The organism is Streptomyces sp. NPDC048496 (genome assembly GCF_043200055.1).
GTDB lineage: Bacteria > Actinomycetota > Actinomycetes > Streptomycetales > Streptomycetaceae > Streptomyces.
Genome location: NZ_JBICXB010000002.1, coordinates 457,666 through 474,043 on the forward strand (window position 1 = coordinate 457,666; position 16,378 = coordinate 474,043).

Here is a 16,378-nt window from a genome sequence, read left to right on the forward strand (position 1 = left end):
CACAGCCCGGGCCGCGCCCCCGGAGGTGTCCGGCCATAATCCGCTGTACACCCCCAGCACATCCCCGTCCGGCGCCGCACCCAGTGCGGCGCCGGACGCGCTCAACAGACGGTTCATCGACTCGGGGAGGACTCACATCATGGGCGTCACGCTCGCCAAGGGAGGCAATGTCTCCCTCTCCAAGGCCGCACCCAACCTCACCCAGGTGCTCGTCGGCCTCGGCTGGGACGCACGAGCCACCACGGGCGCCGACTTCGACCTCGACGCCAGCGCGCTGCTGTGCCAGTCGGGCCGGGTGCTCGGCGACGAATGGTTCGTCTTCTACAACAACCTCACGAGTCCGGACGGCTCCGTGGAACACACGGGCGACAACCTCACGGGTGAGGGCGAGGGCGACGACGAGTCGATCATCGTGAACCTCAACCAGGTCCCCGCCCACTGCGACAAGATCGTTTTTCCGGTCTCGATCCATGAGGCCGAGAATCGCGGCCAGACATTCGGCCAGGTCAGCAATGCGTTCATTCGCGTGGTGAACCAGGCGGACGGCCAGGAGCTCGCGCGCTACGACCTGAGCGAGGACGCCTCCACCGAGACCGCGATGATCTTCGGGGAACTCTACCGCTACAGCGGCGAGTGGAAGTTCCGCGCAGTGGGACAGGGGTACGCGTCGGGGCTGCGGGGCATCGCTCTAGACTTCGGGGTCAACGTTTCGTAAAGCCGCGCACAGCGGGGGAGCCCCGTACACGTCCAGGGGAGACCCAGTTACATACACGATGGGGTAGCCAGTGCTTCTGAAAACCTTCGGCTGGTCGTTCGCGATTACCGCGCTCGGCCTGGTCGCAGCGGTGTTCTACGGGGGGTGGGAAGCGTTCGGTGTGGTGGCGATTCTTTCCGTCCTCGAGATCTCGCTGTCCTTCGACAATGCGGTGGTCAACGCCGGAATCCTGAAGAAGATGAATGCCTTCTGGCAGAAGATCTTCCTCACGGTCGGTGTGCTCATCGCGGTCTTCGGTATGCGGCTGGTCTTCCCCGTCGTGATCGTGGCCATCACTGCCAAGATCGGGCCCATCGAGGCGGTCGATCTCTCGTTCAACCAGCCCGACCGCTACCAGCAACTGGTCACGGACGCCCACCCGGCGATCGCCGCCTTCGGTGGCATGTTCCTCATGATGATCTTCCTCGACTTCATTTTCGAGGACCGTGACATCCAGTGGCTGCGATGGATCGAGCGCCCGCTCGCCAAGCTCGGCAAGGTCGACATGCTGTCGGTCTGCATCGCGCTCATCGTGCTGCTGGTCTCGGCCATGACCTTCGCGACCCAGGCGCACCAGCACGGCGGCGCGCACGCGGACAAGGCGGAGACCGTCCTGCTCGCGGGTATCGCGGGTCTGATCACGTACCTCATCGTCGGCGGTCTCTCCGGCTTCTTCGAGAACAAGCTCGAGGAAGAGGAGGAGCGCGACCACGAGGTCGAGGAAGAGGCCAGGAAGAGCGGCAAGAAGGTCTCCGCGATCGTGCTCTCCGGCAAGGCCGCGTTCTTCATGTTCCTCTACCTGGAAGTGCTCGACGCGTCCTTCTCGTTCGACGGCGTCATCGGTGCCTTCGCCATCACCAACAACATCGTGCTGATGGCCCTCGGCCTCGGCATCGGCGCCATGTACGTCCGGTCGCTCACCGTCTACCTGGTCCGACAGGGCACCCTGGACGACTACGTCTACCTGGAGCACGGCGCGCACTACGCCATCGGCGCGCTGTCCGTCATCCTGCTCGTCACCATCCAGTACCAGATCAACGAGATCATCACCGGTCTCGTCGGCGTCGTGCTGATCGGCTGGTCCTTCTGGTCCTCGGTCCGGCGCAACAAGGCGCTGGAGGCCGGAGGCGACGACAGCTCAGGCTCCAAGGCGGAGGTCCCGTCCGGGGTGTGACCCGGTAGGGATTGAGGAACGCTCTCAGCGGGGCGGTCCGTACGGCGACGGTTCTCCGGGAACACCCGGGACCGGCCCGCGGGCCGCCCCGCAGTGATGCGTGCGGGACCTGGGCACTACCGAGACATGTGGGGGTTGGGGATGGCGTTCTGGGACAGCCTGTGGCCGGGGCGGGAAGCACAGTTCGAGTCGGGCAACGCGGCGACCAACTCCATCGTGCTGTCCAGGCGGCACGCCACGGTCTCCCTCACCAAACAGGGCGCGCTGACCGGCAACCTCCGCGTCAACCTCTCCTGGCGGATGCGCACGTCCGACATCGAGGGCAGGTCGCGGCAGAGCGGCCGGCTGCTGCGGCCGTTCAAACTCTTCCAGCCCGATGTGGTCCAGGCACACACCCAGGGTGTGGTCAACGTCGACCTGGACCTGGGCTGCATGTACGAGCTGAAGGACGGCACCAAGGGTGTGGTGCAGCCGCTCGGCAACCTGATCGGCGACCTGAACGCGCCGCCGTACATCAGGCTCAGCGGCGACGACCGCTTCGGGGCGCCGTCGGGGGAGACCGTGTACGTCAACCTCGACCAGCGGGACCAGATCAAACGGCTGCTGTTCTTCGTCTACATCTACGACCAGACGCCGGCCTTCGACCGTACACACGCCAAGGTGACGCTCTACCCGGGCAACGGCCCGCGGATCGAGATCGAGCTCGACGAGCGGGCCCCGCAGGCGCGCTCGTGCGCCGTGTTCACCGTGGAGAACGTCAAGGGCGAGCTGATCGTGCGGCGCGAGGTGAAGTTCGTCTACGGCTTCCAGTCGGAGCTGGACCGGCTGTACGGCTGGGGAATGCAGTGGGGGCGCGGCTACAAGTCCCGGGCCTGAGAGCCTGTCGGGTGATCTTCGATCGGAAAGCGGACGCGGTCTGGTGCGTGCGATTCCAAGGCGCTGGAAGGTCCTCGGATGGGGTCTCCCCTGCTCGAACGAAGTTGAGAGCTTGGGGAAGGAGCTACTAGGGCGTTTCGGCAACGCGGGAAGCGTGCGTGCCAGGGCGTGGCCGCCCGATCAGAGGTCACCCGACAGGCTCTGAGCGGGCGCCTGCCGCCGCGGCGGTCAGGAGCGGACGAACTGGGGGCCCTGCGGCGGCAGCACGAAATTCGGGTCCGGGGCGGGCGCGGCGGCCGCCGCGGGCTGCGGATAGCCGTAGGCGGGCTGAGGAGCGTGGGTGGCCGCCGTGGGCTGCGGGTAGCCGTACGCCGGGGCAGCCGGGGCTGCTGCGGGCTGCGGGGAGCTGTACGTGGGTTGCTGGTGCTGGACCGTGGCCTGCGCGTCGGGTCCGGGTGCCGGTGCCGGGGGAGACGCCGGGGCGACCGTCGCCACCGCGGGGGCCGGATCGGGCTCGGCCGCGGCCTCCGCCTCGTCGACCGAGATGCCGAATGCGGTCGCGAGCCCGACCAGTCCGGTCGGGTAGCCCTGACCGACCGCCCGGAATTTCCAGCCATCGCCGCGCCGGTAGAGCTCACCGCAGATGATCGCGGTCTCCTCGCCGGTCTCCGGCCGTACATCGAACACGGCGAGCGGGTCGCCGCCCGGCGATGCCGCGTCGTAGAGAAGTATGCGGAGATCGTGGACCTGCTGGAAGGCGGCTCCGTCGGAGGAAGCGGCGACGACCACCTGTTCGACCGACGGGTCGAGCGCGCCCAGGTCGGCCTCGATGGTGTCGGTGAGCCCCTCGGCGACACTGCGCTTCGGCAGCCGTCGTACCAGCCCGGATGGGTGCCGGGGCTGGTTGTAGAACACGAAGTCCTCGTCCGAGCGCACACGGCTACCGGCGCCGAGAAGCAGGGCCGAGGCGTCCACATCGGGCACCCCGGCGCCCGGAGTCCAGCGCAGCACGGCCCGTACGGCCATGGCATCGAGGGGGACGTTCGAGCCCTTCAGCATCGCGTGCGTCATGGCGGTCATCCTGCCTGCTGGCTGCCTGCGCAGACAACGTGGGGGCCCGACCCATGTCTCGGCAGTGCGTCGGAACCACGCCCTCCGGGCCCTGCGGAACCGTCGGGAAATGGACGAGTTACCCGAAATTCATGCACGTGGGGAACCCTCGACACCCGTCCATACGTACTATTACCGGCCACACGTCGTCCGGCCGATCCGGCAGTACGGGGGAATCACATGCGTCATTTCGGGCACATCTCGCCCGCTGCGCGGGAAGGCCTGTTCCTTCGGCAGCCGTGCGAATTCGGTGCGGACTCTCCCGCCCGGATGCTTTCGGCCGCCCTCGGCGCCACCCTGTACTCCCCGGCCACCCGGCCGCGGCTCGCCGATGACGTCCTCAAGCAGGCGAGGCGCGGTGTCGTCTCGATGGTGCTGTGCCTGGAGGACTCCATCGACGACTCCGAGGTGCCGGACGCCGAGGAGAATCTGGTCAGGCAGTTCCGCGACCTCGCTGCGCGCGGCACCGAGGTGCCGCTGCTGTTCGTCCGGGTCCGCGAACCGGAGCAGATAACGGACCTGGCGCAGCGGCTGGGCAGCTCCGTCCGATTGTTGTCCGGTTTTGTACTTCCGAAGTTCACGGAAGAGCGTGGCATTCCGTTCATGGAAGCGCTCGCCAAGGCCGAGACGGCCGGGGGACAGCGCCTGTTCGCGATGCCCGTTCTCGAATCGCCCGAGCTGCTGCACCTGGAGACCCGCGCGGCGGCACTCCAGGGAATCGTCCGCACCGTCAACACGTACCGGGACCGGGTGCTCGCCCTGCGGCTCGGGGTCACCGATTTCTGCTCGGCGTACGGACTGCGCAGGGCGCCCGACATGACGGCGTACGACGTCCAGCTCGTCGCCGCGGTCATAGCCGATGTGGTCAATGTGCTGGGCCGGTCGGACGGGACGGGCTTCACGATCACCGGACCGGTGTGGGAGTACTTCCGGCTCCAGGAGCGCATGTTCAAGCCGCAGCTGCGCCGCAGCCCCTTCCTGGAGGGCCGGGCCGAGGAGCTGCGCACGGCACTGATCGAGCACGACCTGGACGGCCTGCTGCGGGAGATCGAGCTCGACCGGGCCAACGGGCTGCTCGGCAAGACTTGCATCCACCCGTCGCACGTCGCGCCGGTGCACGCACTGTCCGTGGTCAGTCACGAGGAGTTCAGTGACGCACAGGACATCCTGCGGCCGGAGCGGGGCGGTGGCGGAGTGATGCGTTCCGCATACACGAACAAGATGAATGAAGTGAAGCCGCACCGCGCCTGGGCCGAGCGCACCCTGCAACGGGCCGAGGTCTTCGGCGTGGCGAAGGAAGACGTCGGCTTCGTGGATCTGCTGGCCGCGGGGCTCGCGGAATGAGCGCGTCTCGATGAGCGAGCGCGCAGCAAGGAAAGAGACGGCGAACGTGGTGTGGTCGGGTAGCTGGGTGGCGGAGCGGCTGGGCGTCGAGCTCGTCGGCAACGGAAAGCCCGAAGGTGACGGCGAGCTCCGGGAACTGCTGGGCCTCGCCCTGCGCCGCAACCCCAAGCGGGCCCATCTGCTCGTCTCCAATGTGCTGGGCAAGCATGTGCCGCAGCGGCCCTCCGTGGTGTACGGCGCGGGGTTCGAGCTCGGCCTGAGCGTGCGCGCGCTCCTCGGGGAGGCGGAGGCCCGCCGGGCGGTGGTGCTCGGGTACGCGGAGACGGCCACCGGCCTCGGCCACGCGGTCGCCGACGGGCTGGGCGTGGTCCCGTACCTCCACTCGACGCGGCGTCCGGTCGAGGGCGTGGCCCGGGCGGGCGGCTTCGAGGAGTCGCACTCGCACGCGACATCGCATCTGCTGCTGCCGGAGGACCCCGCCTTGCTGGCGCGCGGGAGCGGGGCGCCGCTCGTGCTGGTGGACGATGAGTTCTCCACGGGCAACACCGTGCTCAACACGATCCGCGCGCTGCACGAGCTGTACCCGCGCGACCGCTACGTCATCGTGGCTCTGGTGGACATGCGGTCGGCGGCCGACCGCGAACGGCTGACCGGGTTCGCCGCTGAGATCGGCGCCCGCGTCGACCTGGTGGCCAGGGGTACGGGTACGGTCCGGCTCCCGGACGGCGTTCTGGAGAAGGGCCAGGCCCTGGTCGCCGCCCACGAGCCGGAACGGGAACCCGCCCGGGCCGGCGCGGCAGGGCCCGGCAGCCCGGGCACCCGGGTGGAGCTGGAGTGGCCCGCCGGTGTGCCCGACGGCGGACGGCACGGCTTCACCCCCGCCCACCGCGAGACGCTCGAATCGGCCCTTCCCGCCATGGCTGCCCGCATCGCCGGCGCCCTGGGCGGTGAAGCCCGCCGCATACTCGTCCTCGGCTTCGAGGAGCTGATGTACGCACCGCTCCGGCTGGGCACCGCCCTGGAGGAGCACACCGACGCCGAGGTGCGCTACTCGACCACCACACGGTCCCCTGTCCTCGCCGTGAACGACCCCGGCTACGCGATACGCAGCCGACTGGTCTTCCCGGCCCACGACAACCCGGCCGACGGCCCCGGCGTCCGCTACGCGTACAACGTCGCGGACGCCGGTTTCGACGCCGTGGTCGTCGTCGTCGACTCCGCCGCCGACACCCCGGAACTGCACGCCTCGGACGGCCTGCTGGCGGAACTCGCCGCGCACACCTCCCACGTCCTGCTGGCCGTCGTCCCCTCGTACGTCCCGTCGGCCGCCCCCTCCACCGCCCCCGAACGGCAGGAACCTCCCATGCTGTCCGAGCCCCTCCGCGGCCCAGCCTTCTCCTCCTACGCGCCGGAAGAAGTCGGCTGGCTGCTTCAGGACCTCTCGGACACCGAGTTGGAGGCGCCCACCGAGGAGCGCGAGGAGGCGATACAGAGCGGCGGCGCGCACTACGCCGAGTCGCTGCCCGTCGAGTACCAGCCGTCGGCCGAGTACCAGAACCTGTTCAAGGCGGCCCTGGACCTGTCGGCGGCCCGCATCGCGCGGGCCGTCGGAACCGTCACCGAGACGGTCCTCGCCGAGCGCACCCCCCGCCCCGTCCTGGTCTCCCTCGCGCGGGCCGGAACCCCGGTCGGCGTGCTGATGCGCCGCTGGGCCCAGCACCGCCACGGGCTCGATCTGCCGCACTACGCCGTCTCCATCGTGCGCGGCCGGGGCATCGACGCGAACGCCCTGCGCTGGCTGGCCGCCCACCACGACCCCGCCGACGTCGTCTTCGTCGACGGCTGGACCGGCAAGGGCGCCATCACCCGTGAACTGGCCGCCGCACTCGAGGAGTTCAACGGCTTCGACCCCGAGATCGCGGTCCTCGCCGACCCGGGCGGCTGCGTTCGCACCTACGGCACCCGCGAGGACTTCCTCATCCCGTCCGCCTGCCTCAACTCCACCGTCTCCGGGCTGATATCCCGTACCGTCCTCCGGTCCGACCTGGTCGGCCCCCATGACTTCCACGGCGCGAAGTTCTACCGGGAGCTCGCGGAAGCCGATGTGTCCGGTCACTTCCTCGACACCGTCGCCGCCCACTTCGACGAGGTCGTCGACGCCGTGGACGCCGAGGTCAAGGAGCTGCTCACAGCCGACCGCGCCCCCACCTGGGAGGGCTGGGCGGCCGTCGAGCGCATCAGCGAGGAGTACGGCATCCACGATGTGAACCTGGTCAAGCCGGGGGTCGGCGAGACCACCCGCGTACTGCTGCGACGCGTCCCCTGGAAGATCCTCGCCAAGCGCGGCGCCGGTGCCGACCTCGAACACATCCGGCTGCTGGCTGAGCAGCGCGGCGTGCCGGTCGAGGAGGTCGACGGTCTCCCGTACACCTGCGTCGGACTGATCCACCCGAAGTACACCCGCGGAGCGACGGGCGCGGACGGCAAGGCGGTGGCGTCACAGTGACCCACCCGGCCACTACGACCACCCCGACCACCCCGACCACCCCGACCACCCCGACCACTCCGGCCACTCCGACCACCCCTGTGACGCTGGTCGCCAGCGACCTCGACCGCACCCTCATCTATTCGACGGCGGCACTCCAGCTCGCCATGCCGGACGCGGACGCCCCCCGGCTGCTCTGCGTCGAGGTGTACGGGAACAAGCCGCTCTCCTACATGACGGAGACCGCCGCCGCACTCGTCGACGAACTGGCCCGCACCACGGTCTTCGTACCCACGACCACCCGTACCCGCGAGCAGTACCACCGCATCCAGTTCCCCGGCCCCGCACCGAAGTTCGCCATCTGCGCCAACGGGGGACACCTCCTGGTCGACGGCGTCTCCGATCCCGACTGGCAGGACCGGGTGGCCCGCCGGCTGGCCGACGAGTGCGCCTCGCTCGCCGAGGTCCGCGCCCACCTCGTGGCCGCCGCCGACCCCGCCTGGCTGCTGAAGGAACGAGTCGCCGAGGACCTCTTCGCCTATCTCGTCGTCGAACGCCCGCTGCTGCCCACGGACTGGCTGCAGGAGCTGGCCGAGTGGGCGGGGCCCCGCGGCTGGACCGTGTCCCTCCAGGGCCGCAAGATCTACGCTGTGCCCAAGCCGCTCACCAAGAGCGCCGCGATGCACGAGGTCGCCCGCCGCGCCGGCGCCACGCTCACCCTCGCCGCCGGCGACTCGCTCCTCGACGCCGATCTGCTCCTCGCCGCCGACCTCGCCTGGCGTCCGGGCCACGGCGAACTCGCCGACACCGGCTGGCGTGCCCCGCACGTCGACGTCCTGATGGAACGTGGTGTGGCGGCGGGCGAGGAGATCCTCCGCCGATTCATCCGGGCTTCCGTCCCCCGGCGCGGTCTCTGAATCCCGCGCGGCCGTCGCCGAACGGCCGCACCGGTGCGCGGAGCGACACGTCGACGCGATCTTCGACAAGCTCGGACCGACAGGGAACAGTGGCTGGCAGCCGCCGCGTTCCCGCCGTACTCCGGTACTCGGGGACCTGACCAGCCTGCCCGGCAGGCACGAAGAGAGTCTGCGATGAGCAAGGGAAACGAAACCAAGATCACGGACGAGTTGTACGCGTACATGCTGGCGCACAACCCGCCGCTCGACGCGGTGCAGCGCGAGCTCGTCGAGACCACGTACGCACGCCTTCCCGATCAGGCCGGCATGCAGTCCGCCGAGGAGCAGGGGCCACTGCTCGCCTTCCTCGTACGGCTGACCGGGGCCCGGCACATCGTCGAGGTCGGGACATTCACCGGGTTCTCCGCCCTGGCCATGGCGCAGGCGCTGCCCGCCGACGGGCGGCTGATCGCCTGCGACATCTCGGAGGAGTGGACCGCCTACGGCAGGGAGGCGTGGGAGAAGGCAGGCGTCGCCGACCGGATCGAGCTGCGCATCGCCCCCGCGCTCGACACGCTGAGGGCGATGCCGTCCGACCCGCACATCGATCTTGCCTACCTGGACGCGGACAAGGGCAACTACATCCCGTACTGGGAGGAGCTGGTGCCCCGCATGCGGCAAGGCGGCCTCGTCGTCACCGACAACGTGCTGTTCCACGGCGGCGTGACCGACCCGCAGGCGACCGGCGGGGCGGCGGCGATCAAGGAGTTCAACGAGCATGTGGCCGCCGACCCGCGGATGGACAGCGTGATGCTCACCGTGGCGGACGGGCTGGCACTCTCCCGCAGGAGGTAGCGCCCGCCCGCCGGGTCGAGCCGTTCGACGCCGCGGTCGGGTCAGCCGCAGCAGCCCCCACCGCAGCAGCCCCCGCCGCCACCGCCACCCGACGGGGCGGCGGGCACGGACTTGGCCGAACCCCCGCCCACAGTCACGGTGGAGAGGAGCTTCACGGTGTCCTCGTGCCCGGCGGGGCAGGAGGCAGGGGCCGAGGACTCGGCCATCGGACGGCTGAGTTCGAAGGTGTCTCCGCAGGAGCGGCAGCGGTACTCGTAACGAGGCATGACCCCAGGCTAACGGCCTCCCCCACGATGGGGAGTGCGTAACCGGCGGCGCTGCCCGGCAGCGGTATCCGGCAACAGGACCCGGGGACGGTACGGGGAGGGCCCACCGCCGCGACGGCGCCGCTCCTACGACCGGTCAATCGGCATGGACTGCCGCCGGCTGCGGCGCAACTCCTCGGCTGCCTGATCGGGATGGCGGGCCTGCCAGTACGGGTTGTCGTGCGGGAGCCCGCCACTGACCCTCCCGTACATCCCGAACATCATCAGCATCAGCCCGACGACAAAGCTGAACAGCACGTTCTGCAGGTGGAAGGCCAGGAAGTTGTAGTGCGTGTCGAGCAGCGCGAGATTGACGAAGCCACTGAGGATGAACGCGATACCGAGGACCATGTTGAGCGTCGAGGCGAAGTTGGCGCCGATCACCATTCCGGTGAACAGGAGCAGGCCGACGCAGATGGACAGGACGCTGAGCGCGCCGTTGGTGTTCAGGCCCGCGACTGTGGCACCACCCGTGTCGAAGAAGCCGATCTTGTCGATGAGCCCCAGGATGCCGAAGGCGAGCAGCACCAGTCCCATCAGCCCTGCCCCGACGCGGTAGACGCTGCTGAGCCGGTGATCGACCGGGAGATGCTCGTCGAGCCGGGCCATTCTGCCGCGTCTTTCCGGACCTCGCGCCGTTCGCTGCGGGTGATGAGGGAGGTGCGGGAGACGCGGAGCATGAGCGTGGGCGTGGGCCATGGTGGTGCGGCCTCCTTCGGACTACCACCAGGATCCGCCCCGCCCCGGGCCCCGACAACTCGGCTCAGCCCCCGGCGCCACGCTCCTCCCGGATCTCGGAGACCACCCTCGCAGCCGTCTGCCGCACCGCTTCCGTCTCGGTCAGAAAGTGCCAGTAGTCGGGGTGGCGGCCCTCCAGCCCGGCGACGGCGCGCTCCAGCCGGGCCACCCCGTCGTCCAGCGGCCGGGCATGGCGCGGGTCGGGCGTGTTGCGGCCCGCCATGGCCAGACGCTGCGCGTCCCGGATCGCGAACCGGGTCCGCTGGATCTCCTGCTGCGGATCCTTGGCCACGGCGTCGAGCCGGTGCAGCCGGTCGCCGGCCGCGGACACCGCCTCGTCCGTCGCGTTCAACAGGGCCCGTACGGTGGAGAGCCGCGAGGTCGCATCCGCCCAGCGCTGCTCGTCCCGCGCCTTGGCCGCCTCCTTGAGCTTCTCCTCGGCCTGCCGCACGTTGACCGCCGCCTGCTCCGGAACCGGCTGGAGGTCCTGCCAGCACGCGGCCGAGAAACGCCGCCTCAGCTCACTCAGCACCGGCTCCACCGAGCCCGCGCGGGTGGTCAGCGCCTGGGCACGGGTCCGCAGCGAGACCAGCCGGTGGTCGATCTCGGCGGCACGCTCGGGAAGCTGCGCCGCCTCCGCCCGAATGGCCTCCGCACCGCGCAGCACCTGATCGGCGCGGAGCAGCGTCTCCTGCACGCCGTGCCGGCCGGCGCCCTGGTTGAGCTTGGTCAGTTCGGGGGCGAGGGCCGCCAGACGCGCGGCGAGATCGTCCGCCCGCAGCCCGGACGCGCGCACGGCGTCGAGAGCATTGCTCGCACCGAGCAGCGCCTGCCGGGCCCGCTCCACGGCGGGCGCGAGCCGGGCGAGCTGTGTCTCCGCACTTGCCAGGAGCGGACCGAGTCCCTGGGCGAACCGGTCGAGCTCGCCCTTGACTCGTACGAGCTCGTCCTTGGCGCCCGTCAGCTCCGTCCTCGCACGCGCCGCGATCGCCGGTTCGAGATCGTCCCGGTCCAGGTCGTGCGCGTCCACCGCCGTGATGTACGCATGGCTCGCCTCGTCGATCCGCCGCCCCAGAGCGGCGAAGTCGTCCACGACCTTGCGCGCGGCGGCCGAACTGTCCACCGCGGTGATCGTCTCGATCGAGATCTGCAGATCGCGCTGAGCGGTGTCCAGCTCGTAGAACGCCTCCGCGGCCGCATCCTTCGCCGCCTGAGCCTCGACACGCTGGCTCTCCCCACGGCCGCCGAACCAGCGCCGCGTACCTCCACCGGCGAAGGCGGCCGGCAGCGTGGCGGCGAGCAACGGCACCGGCAGCAGCATCAACCCGAGGACGTCCCTGACGGCGGAAATGGCACCCGCTCCTGCCTGCGGCCGCGCGTGTGTCGCCGTCACATCCCTCTCCCGTGCTGTTTCGCCCTGCCCGGTTCATTCTCCCACCAGGTAAGGACGAACACACGGGCCGGTTAGTTCGCCGTTCGCACCGTGATCTGACCGTTGTCGCTGTGCGCCTTCACCACATGCGCACTGCCGTCGCTGCGCGGCACCTTCACCGAGACACGCCCGTTGCTCGCGGTGGCAGTCACCGCGTACGCCTCCGAACCGCGCGGCAGATCGATGGTCACCCGGCCGTTGTCGCTGACCGTGTCCACCAGATCCGGCACAGCGCTGAACCCGAGCCGGATCCCCCCGTTGTCCGAGCGCGCGGAGACGGACCTGCTGGAGATCCGCTCCGTGACGAGGCCCCCGTTGTCGCACTCCAGCTTCAACGGACCGCTGGAGTCACGCACGGTCACCCTTCCGTTGTCGGAGCGGAGCGTGAGAGGAGTGTCGAACCCGGACGCGAGGATCCGCCCGTTGTCCCCTTTGACCGTCACCGCGACGCCACGCGGCACCTTCACCTGGTGGCGCGACCCGCAGTTACTGATCAACGCGCGGCACTTCACCCGCAGCGTGAGCGTGTCGTCCCGCATCGACCACCGGGCATCGGGCCCGTTCCCGAGCACCACCCACCCGTCCACGCGCCGGGTCACCTCGACCTTGCGCACATCGGCCGGCACGAGCTCCACGGCCGTACCGCCGGATTCGATGGTCAGCGTCTTCCCGTTCAGCGCGAACGACCTGTGCTCGGCTGGCGCGTCGTCCACATTCGCGCTGCCGCAACCGGCGAGGGCCAGGGCGACGAGGACAGCCCCGCCGGACGCGACGAGCGCGCGGGGCCGGGTGCGAGCGCGGGTATGGGTGCGAGTGCGGAGTGCCACGGTGATCGATCCCCCATCCGGTCCAGCGGGCTGTCCCGCCGGTGTGGATCCACCGTAGAGAGCGAGCGGACCCGGGGAGAATCCGGGCGGCTACCGTAAGCAGGGTGGGGATATCCCCCGTCTCCCCGTCGGTCCGGACAACCGTTTGTGAGCATGGGCCCTGCGGCATGTACGCTGTTGCTTCATCCACGGGTGCGTAGCTCAGGGGTAGAGCGCTGCTCTTACAAAGCAGATGTCGGCGGTTCGAAACCGTCCGCGCCCACCGGTTTGACCAGCACGGTCACAAGAGAAGCCCAGGTCAGAGCGCTTCTGGCCTGGGCTTCTTTGCGTTGGCGGTCACTTTGACTACTGGTTCAGTCACTCTGGCTACACCCTCACTACCGCGCACCGTCCCCTGGATATCCCCTAAACGATCTTAGGGAAGTGCAGGTCAGGCGCCCCTTCCCAGAAAAGCAGGAACGGCCCGACCCCTGAGGGATCGGGCCGTTCCGAGTTCGTTCACGCCCTCGCAGCAGCCGGCGGATCGTCGAGCAGCCCCTGCAGCTGCGGCTGCGTCCGCGGGCACTCGCCGCTCCTCGATTACCTGCTCGTCATCGCCGACGCGCTCGATACCCCGCTCGCTGACCTCGTACGGCAGTGAACCCCGGCCGGCCAACGGGCCGGCCGGAGTTCCGTCTGCTCGGTCCTGCGAGGCGCTTTACCGGTCCCAGTGCCGGTCGTCGGACTCGGCCGGCAACGCGCCATGCCCTTCGGACCAGTGGTTCACCCAGCCGCACAGTGCGCACGCATAGCGCCCATCGATGCCGTGCACCTCGGTGCCGCACTGCCTACAGTCCGTGCGCGTGATCTCGTTGCGCGTCGTGGTGACGGTCGTGGACTGAGCTTCGGGGCGCCGGGTCATGGTTGGAATGTACCCCCGGGCGCCGGTTCCCCACCCGGTGACGTGACGCTTGGTGCCGTCAGCGCCCGAGGCTGTGCCGCCGATGGTGCGGGGGCGACCCCGGACTGCCAGCCGCAGTTTCCGCACAGCCACCCCCCGCTGGGGTCTGCTGAGTACTTGCGCCACAGTTTGGACAACCCATTGTTCACTCCTTTTTGTCGATGCTTGTGGATCGTGAAGGCCCGGCCGAGCCTTCGTCGCGGCGGGCAGCGAGGTGCTCAGTTGAGGGCGCCTCATGGTCCCCGCCGAGCGACAGCGCGTTGACCGCGTCCCGAACCGCAGGCAACCGCGAGTGACCCGGGCCGATGAACAGGTCCACTGACTGGCTCTGATCGCCGGTCAGGTCAGAGAGGTCCCGAACACGCAGCAGCTCAGCAATGCGCAGGATCATGGGGAGCTTCGGCATCTGCATCTGTCCCGTCTCGATCTGCTTCACCCACGACGGAGACATGCCCAGCAGGCCGGCCACCAGAGGGCGGCTCATACCTCGCTTCGTACGGAGGATCTGCATGCGCTGACCGAATGCCATGGGGTCCGCGTACGGGTCCGGGGTAGCATTATCTGGCATGGCCTTGCCCCTCTCTGAACAGCTCGTCACTGTCAGGGTATGGGGCGAGGCCCTTTCTGAGTGCGGCCTCGTGTGATCCTGGGCGCACGAAACTGACCTCGCCCCGGCCGTAGCCGGAACAGGGGGCGTGGTGGTGTGGTCAACGGAGGAGCGCGAGGACCCCGGTACCCGTGCCGGCCACCCCGGCGAGGACACCGAACGTGGGCAGCGGCCACCGGGCCCGCTCCAAGTGCGCAACCGAAGGTGACCCAGGTGTAAGCGATCAATGTCAGTCGCACAGGCCTGGGCCGACTCGCCCGGCGCTGGAGCGCGTCATAGCCTGGGGGAACAATTCCAGATTCTGGCCCCGGCAGCAGGCCTCCTCCCGGCCGGCGGCCGCCCGTCCCGGATCGGCCTCGTCGCCGCCTACCCAGAGGGGCTCGCTCCATCATCGTCCGGCACCTGTCCGGCTGCAGCCCAGCCGCTGCCGGGCTTCGGCCGACCCGCTTCGATGCACTCGTGTGACCGCTGCCGTTCAGGGCCCACGGCCGGGATCTGCACGTCTTCGCTGGAGGGAGCTGCCATGCTCTCAGACACCTCTCGGCCTGTCGTCGCAGCAACACTGCCGGTCGTCGCCGAGCACATCGGAGAAATCGCCCAGCGCTTCTACGGGCACATGTTTGCCGAGCATCCGGAACTCCTGAACGGCGTCTTCAACCGCGGCAACCAGGTCCACGGAGAACAGCAGAAGGCGCTGGCCGGATCGGTGGCGGCGTTCGCGAGCGGACTGGTGGAATCACCGGAGCACATCCCCGAGCACCTGCTCTCGCGGATCGCGCACAAGCACGCGTCCCTCGGCATCCGTCCCGATCAGTACCAGATCGTCCACGACAACCTGATGTGGGCGATCGCCGACGTCCTGGGCGACGCGGTCACCCCGGAGGTCGCCGCCGCCTGGGACGAGGTCTACTGGCTGATGGCCAATGCTCTGATCAACCAGGAACGCGGCCTCTACAGCGCGCGTGGGGTCAGGCCGGAGACGGTGTGGCGGCAGTGGAAGGTCGAGAAGAGGATCCGGGAGACCCCCGACGTGGTGACCTTCGTGGTCAAGCGGATCGACGACCGCCTGGTGAAGACCTCGCTGCCCGGCCAGTACGTCACTGTGCGGATGACGATGCCTGACGGGGTGCTCCAGCCGCGCCAGTACAGCCTGACCCGGGCCGACGACGGGGAGCACCGCCAGTTCTCGGTCAAGCGGGTCCGTGGCGTCGGCGACGAGCCCGACGGGGAGATGTCGACGCTCCTGCACGACTCGGTGGACGTGGGCGACATCCTGTCGCTGTCGCTGCCGTACGGCGACGTCGTGCTCGACGACTCGGGACGGCCGGTGGTGTTCGCCACCGCGGGCATCGGGATCGCCCCGGTGGCCGGGATGCTCTCGCACCTCGCCAGGGCCGGGTCCGGGCTGCACATCACGGTCCTCCACGCCGATCTCGACGAGCCCTCGTTTCCCCTGCGGCGCCAAGTCGTGAGCGACGTCCTGGAGTTGCGGCGCGCGAAGCTGTATGCCTGGTACGAGAAGGGCGTGGAGAGCATGGAGCCGCTGAACGGGGTCTTCCAGGGACTGATGAAACCCGCAGCAGTCGATCTGCCCGACCACGCCCTGTACTACCTGTGCGGCCCGCTGCCGTTCATGCAAGGTGTGCGTAGCAGGTTGCTCGAGCGGGGCGTCGCGCCCCAGGACATCCAGTACGAGGTGTTCGGCCCCGACCTCTGGCAGGCGGACCTGGACTAGATCTTGATCAGGACGAAGGTGCAAGACAGTGTCTTCCAGGCGCCCCGCGGTCCGCTCAACCTCGGTGAGGTCCTGCGGCTGTTCCGAGGCCGGGCCACCCGAGTCGGCCAGTAGTCAGGTCCCGACGTTGACAGACGATGACACCCGATGACCACATCAGCGCACAGAAACGCGCGGTCGGGGAGCGTTGCACGTGTGAGACTGGGAGTAATCGTCAAGACCTGTGGACCGGTTAGTTAGAAGAAGCCGATCGTGTCCTTGAGAAGACGAAGGGCTTTTGCGCGGTATGTGGCGCTGTCG

14 protein-coding genes, 1 tRNA gene and 1 pseudogene are annotated in these 16,378 nt (G+C 69.2%); 9 read left to right on the forward strand and 7 right to left on the reverse strand.

Features of this window, described 5'->3' with window-relative positions:
* The first annotated feature begins 139 nt into the window (after positions 1–139).
* The 3 genes from ACGFSA_RS04245 (at position 140) to ACGFSA_RS04255 (ending at position 2,804) form a co-directional block, all read left to right on the forward strand.
* Positions 140–715 carry a TerD family protein gene (locus ACGFSA_RS04245; RefSeq protein WP_393299397.1) on the forward strand — a complete coding sequence of 192 codons (576 nt, stop codon included), beginning with the start codon at positions 140–142 and terminating at the stop codon, positions 713–715.
* Between the two features lie 70 nt (positions 716–785).
* Positions 786–1,928: a DUF475 domain-containing protein gene (locus tag ACGFSA_RS04250; RefSeq protein ID WP_393299400.1), complete on the forward strand. Its 1,143-nt coding sequence runs from the start codon at positions 786–788 to the stop codon at positions 1,926–1,928.
* Between the two features lie 141 nt (positions 1,929–2,069).
* On the forward strand, positions 2,070–2,804 hold the full coding sequence (locus ACGFSA_RS04255) for a Tellurium resistance (RefSeq protein ID WP_393299403.1): 735 nt from the start codon (positions 2,070–2,072) through the stop codon (positions 2,802–2,804).
* A 228-nt stretch (positions 2,805–3,032) separates the two neighbouring features.
* Here ACGFSA_RS04255 and ACGFSA_RS04260 read toward each other — a convergent pair whose 3' ends face one another.
* Positions 3,033–3,875, reverse strand: a complete 843-nt coding sequence (locus ACGFSA_RS04260; RefSeq protein WP_393299406.1) for a TerD family protein — start codon at positions 3,873–3,875, stop codon at positions 3,033–3,035.
* A gap of 219 nt (positions 3,876–4,094) precedes the next feature.
* Here ACGFSA_RS04260 and ACGFSA_RS04265 point away from each other — a divergent pair, with 219 nt between their 5' ends.
* From ACGFSA_RS04265 to ACGFSA_RS04280, 4 genes are all read left to right on the forward strand, one after another.
* A complete protein-coding gene (locus ACGFSA_RS04265; RefSeq protein WP_393299409.1) occupies positions 4,095–5,258 on the forward strand; it encodes an HpcH/HpaI aldolase/citrate lyase family protein in 1,164 nt (387 codons plus the stop codon).
* 10 nt (positions 5,259–5,268) lie between these two features.
* Complete coding sequence (locus ACGFSA_RS04270) at positions 5,269–7,764, forward strand: phosphoribosyltransferase (protein WP_393299412.1); 2,496 nt, start codon at positions 5,269–5,271, stop codon at positions 7,762–7,764.
* The gene (locus tag ACGFSA_RS04275) at positions 7,761–8,660 is read left to right on the forward strand and encodes an HAD family hydrolase (RefSeq protein WP_393299415.1); all 900 of its coding nucleotides are present in this window, start codon (positions 7,761–7,763) and stop codon (positions 8,658–8,660) included. The genes ACGFSA_RS04270 and ACGFSA_RS04275 overlap by 4 nt, the downstream gene beginning before the upstream one ends.
* Positions 8,661–8,834: 174 nt before the next feature.
* Positions 8,835–9,494, forward strand: a complete 660-nt coding sequence (locus ACGFSA_RS04280; protein WP_393299418.1) for an O-methyltransferase — start codon at positions 8,835–8,837, stop codon at positions 9,492–9,494.
* 41 nt (positions 9,495–9,535) lie between these two features.
* Here ACGFSA_RS04280 and ACGFSA_RS04285 read toward each other — a convergent pair whose 3' ends face one another.
* The 4 genes from ACGFSA_RS04285 to ACGFSA_RS04300 form a co-directional block, all read right to left on the reverse strand.
* Positions 9,536–9,760, reverse strand: a complete 225-nt coding sequence (locus tag ACGFSA_RS04285; RefSeq protein WP_393299421.1) for a zinc ribbon domain-containing protein — start codon at positions 9,758–9,760, stop codon at positions 9,536–9,538.
* 126 nt (positions 9,761–9,886) lie between these two features.
* Positions 9,887–10,408, reverse strand: coding sequence for a DUF4383 domain-containing protein (locus ACGFSA_RS04290; RefSeq protein WP_393299424.1), 522 nt, complete (start codon positions 10,406–10,408; stop codon positions 9,887–9,889).
* 154 nt (positions 10,409–10,562) lie between these two features.
* A complete protein-coding gene (locus tag ACGFSA_RS04295) occupies positions 10,563–11,930 on the reverse strand; it encodes a hypothetical protein (protein ID WP_393299427.1) in 1,368 nt (455 codons plus the stop codon).
* A 71-nt stretch (positions 11,931–12,001) separates the two neighbouring features.
* Positions 12,002–12,802, reverse strand: a complete 801-nt coding sequence (locus ACGFSA_RS04300; RefSeq protein ID WP_393299483.1) for a hypothetical protein — start codon at positions 12,800–12,802, stop codon at positions 12,002–12,004.
* Between the two features lie 184 nt (positions 12,803–12,986).
* Here ACGFSA_RS04300 and ACGFSA_RS04305 point away from each other — a divergent pair.
* Positions 12,987–13,058 (forward strand) — tRNA-Val (locus ACGFSA_RS04305).
* Between the two features lie 435 nt (positions 13,059–13,493).
* On the opposite strand, the gene ACGFSA_RS04310 is transcribed toward ACGFSA_RS04305, so the two are convergent.
* Positions 13,494–13,697 carry a hypothetical protein gene (locus ACGFSA_RS04310; RefSeq protein ID WP_393299430.1) on the reverse strand — a complete coding sequence of 68 codons (204 nt, stop codon included), beginning with the start codon at positions 13,695–13,697 and terminating at the stop codon, positions 13,494–13,496.
* Between the two features lie 241 nt (positions 13,698–13,938).
* Positions 13,939–14,304: pseudogene (locus tag ACGFSA_RS04315) on the reverse strand (helix-turn-helix domain-containing protein); the annotation flags it as partial.
* Between the two features lie 562 nt (positions 14,305–14,866).
* Between ACGFSA_RS04315 and ACGFSA_RS04320 the strand changes: the two are divergent.
* The gene (locus ACGFSA_RS04320; RefSeq protein WP_393299433.1) at positions 14,867–16,078 is read left to right on the forward strand and encodes a globin domain-containing protein; all 1,212 of its coding nucleotides are present in this window, start codon (positions 14,867–14,869) and stop codon (positions 16,076–16,078) included.
* Positions 16,079–16,378 lie beyond the last annotated feature (300 nt).

What these genes read in the sequence shown, in the direction of transcription:
- ACGFSA_RS04245 (WP_393299397.1), top strand. Translation starts at nt 140, where the DNA reads ATGGGCGTCACGCTCGCCAAGGGAGGCAATGTCTCCCTCTCCAAGGCC.
- ACGFSA_RS04255 (WP_393299403.1), top strand. Translation starts at nt 2,070, where the DNA reads ATGGCGTTCTGGGACAGCCTGTGGCCGGGGCGGGAAGCACAGTTCGAG.
- ACGFSA_RS04260 (WP_393299406.1), bottom strand. Translation starts at nt 3,875, where the DNA reads ATGACGCACGCGATGCTGAAGGGCTCGAACGTCCCCCTCGATGCCATG.
- ACGFSA_RS04265 (WP_393299409.1), top strand. Translation starts at nt 4,095, where the DNA reads ATGCGTCATTTCGGGCACATCTCGCCCGCTGCGCGGGAAGGCCTGTTC.
- ACGFSA_RS04270 (WP_393299412.1), top strand. Translation starts at nt 5,269, where the DNA reads ATGAGCGAGCGCGCAGCAAGGAAAGAGACGGCGAACGTGGTGTGGTCG.
- ACGFSA_RS04280 (WP_393299418.1), top strand. Translation starts at nt 8,835, where the DNA reads ATGAGCAAGGGAAACGAAACCAAGATCACGGACGAGTTGTACGCGTAC.
- ACGFSA_RS04285 (WP_393299421.1), bottom strand. Translation starts at nt 9,760, where the DNA reads ATGCCTCGTTACGAGTACCGCTGCCGCTCCTGCGGAGACACCTTCGAA.
- ACGFSA_RS04290 (WP_393299424.1), bottom strand. Translation starts at nt 10,408, where the DNA reads ATGGCCCGGCTCGACGAGCATCTCCCGGTCGATCACCGGCTCAGCAGC.
- ACGFSA_RS04310 (WP_393299430.1), bottom strand. Translation starts at nt 13,697, where the DNA reads ATGACCCGGCGCCCCGAAGCTCAGTCCACGACCGTCACCACGACGCGC.
- ACGFSA_RS04320 (WP_393299433.1), top strand. Translation starts at nt 14,867, where the DNA reads ATGCTCTCAGACACCTCTCGGCCTGTCGTCGCAGCAACACTGCCGGTC.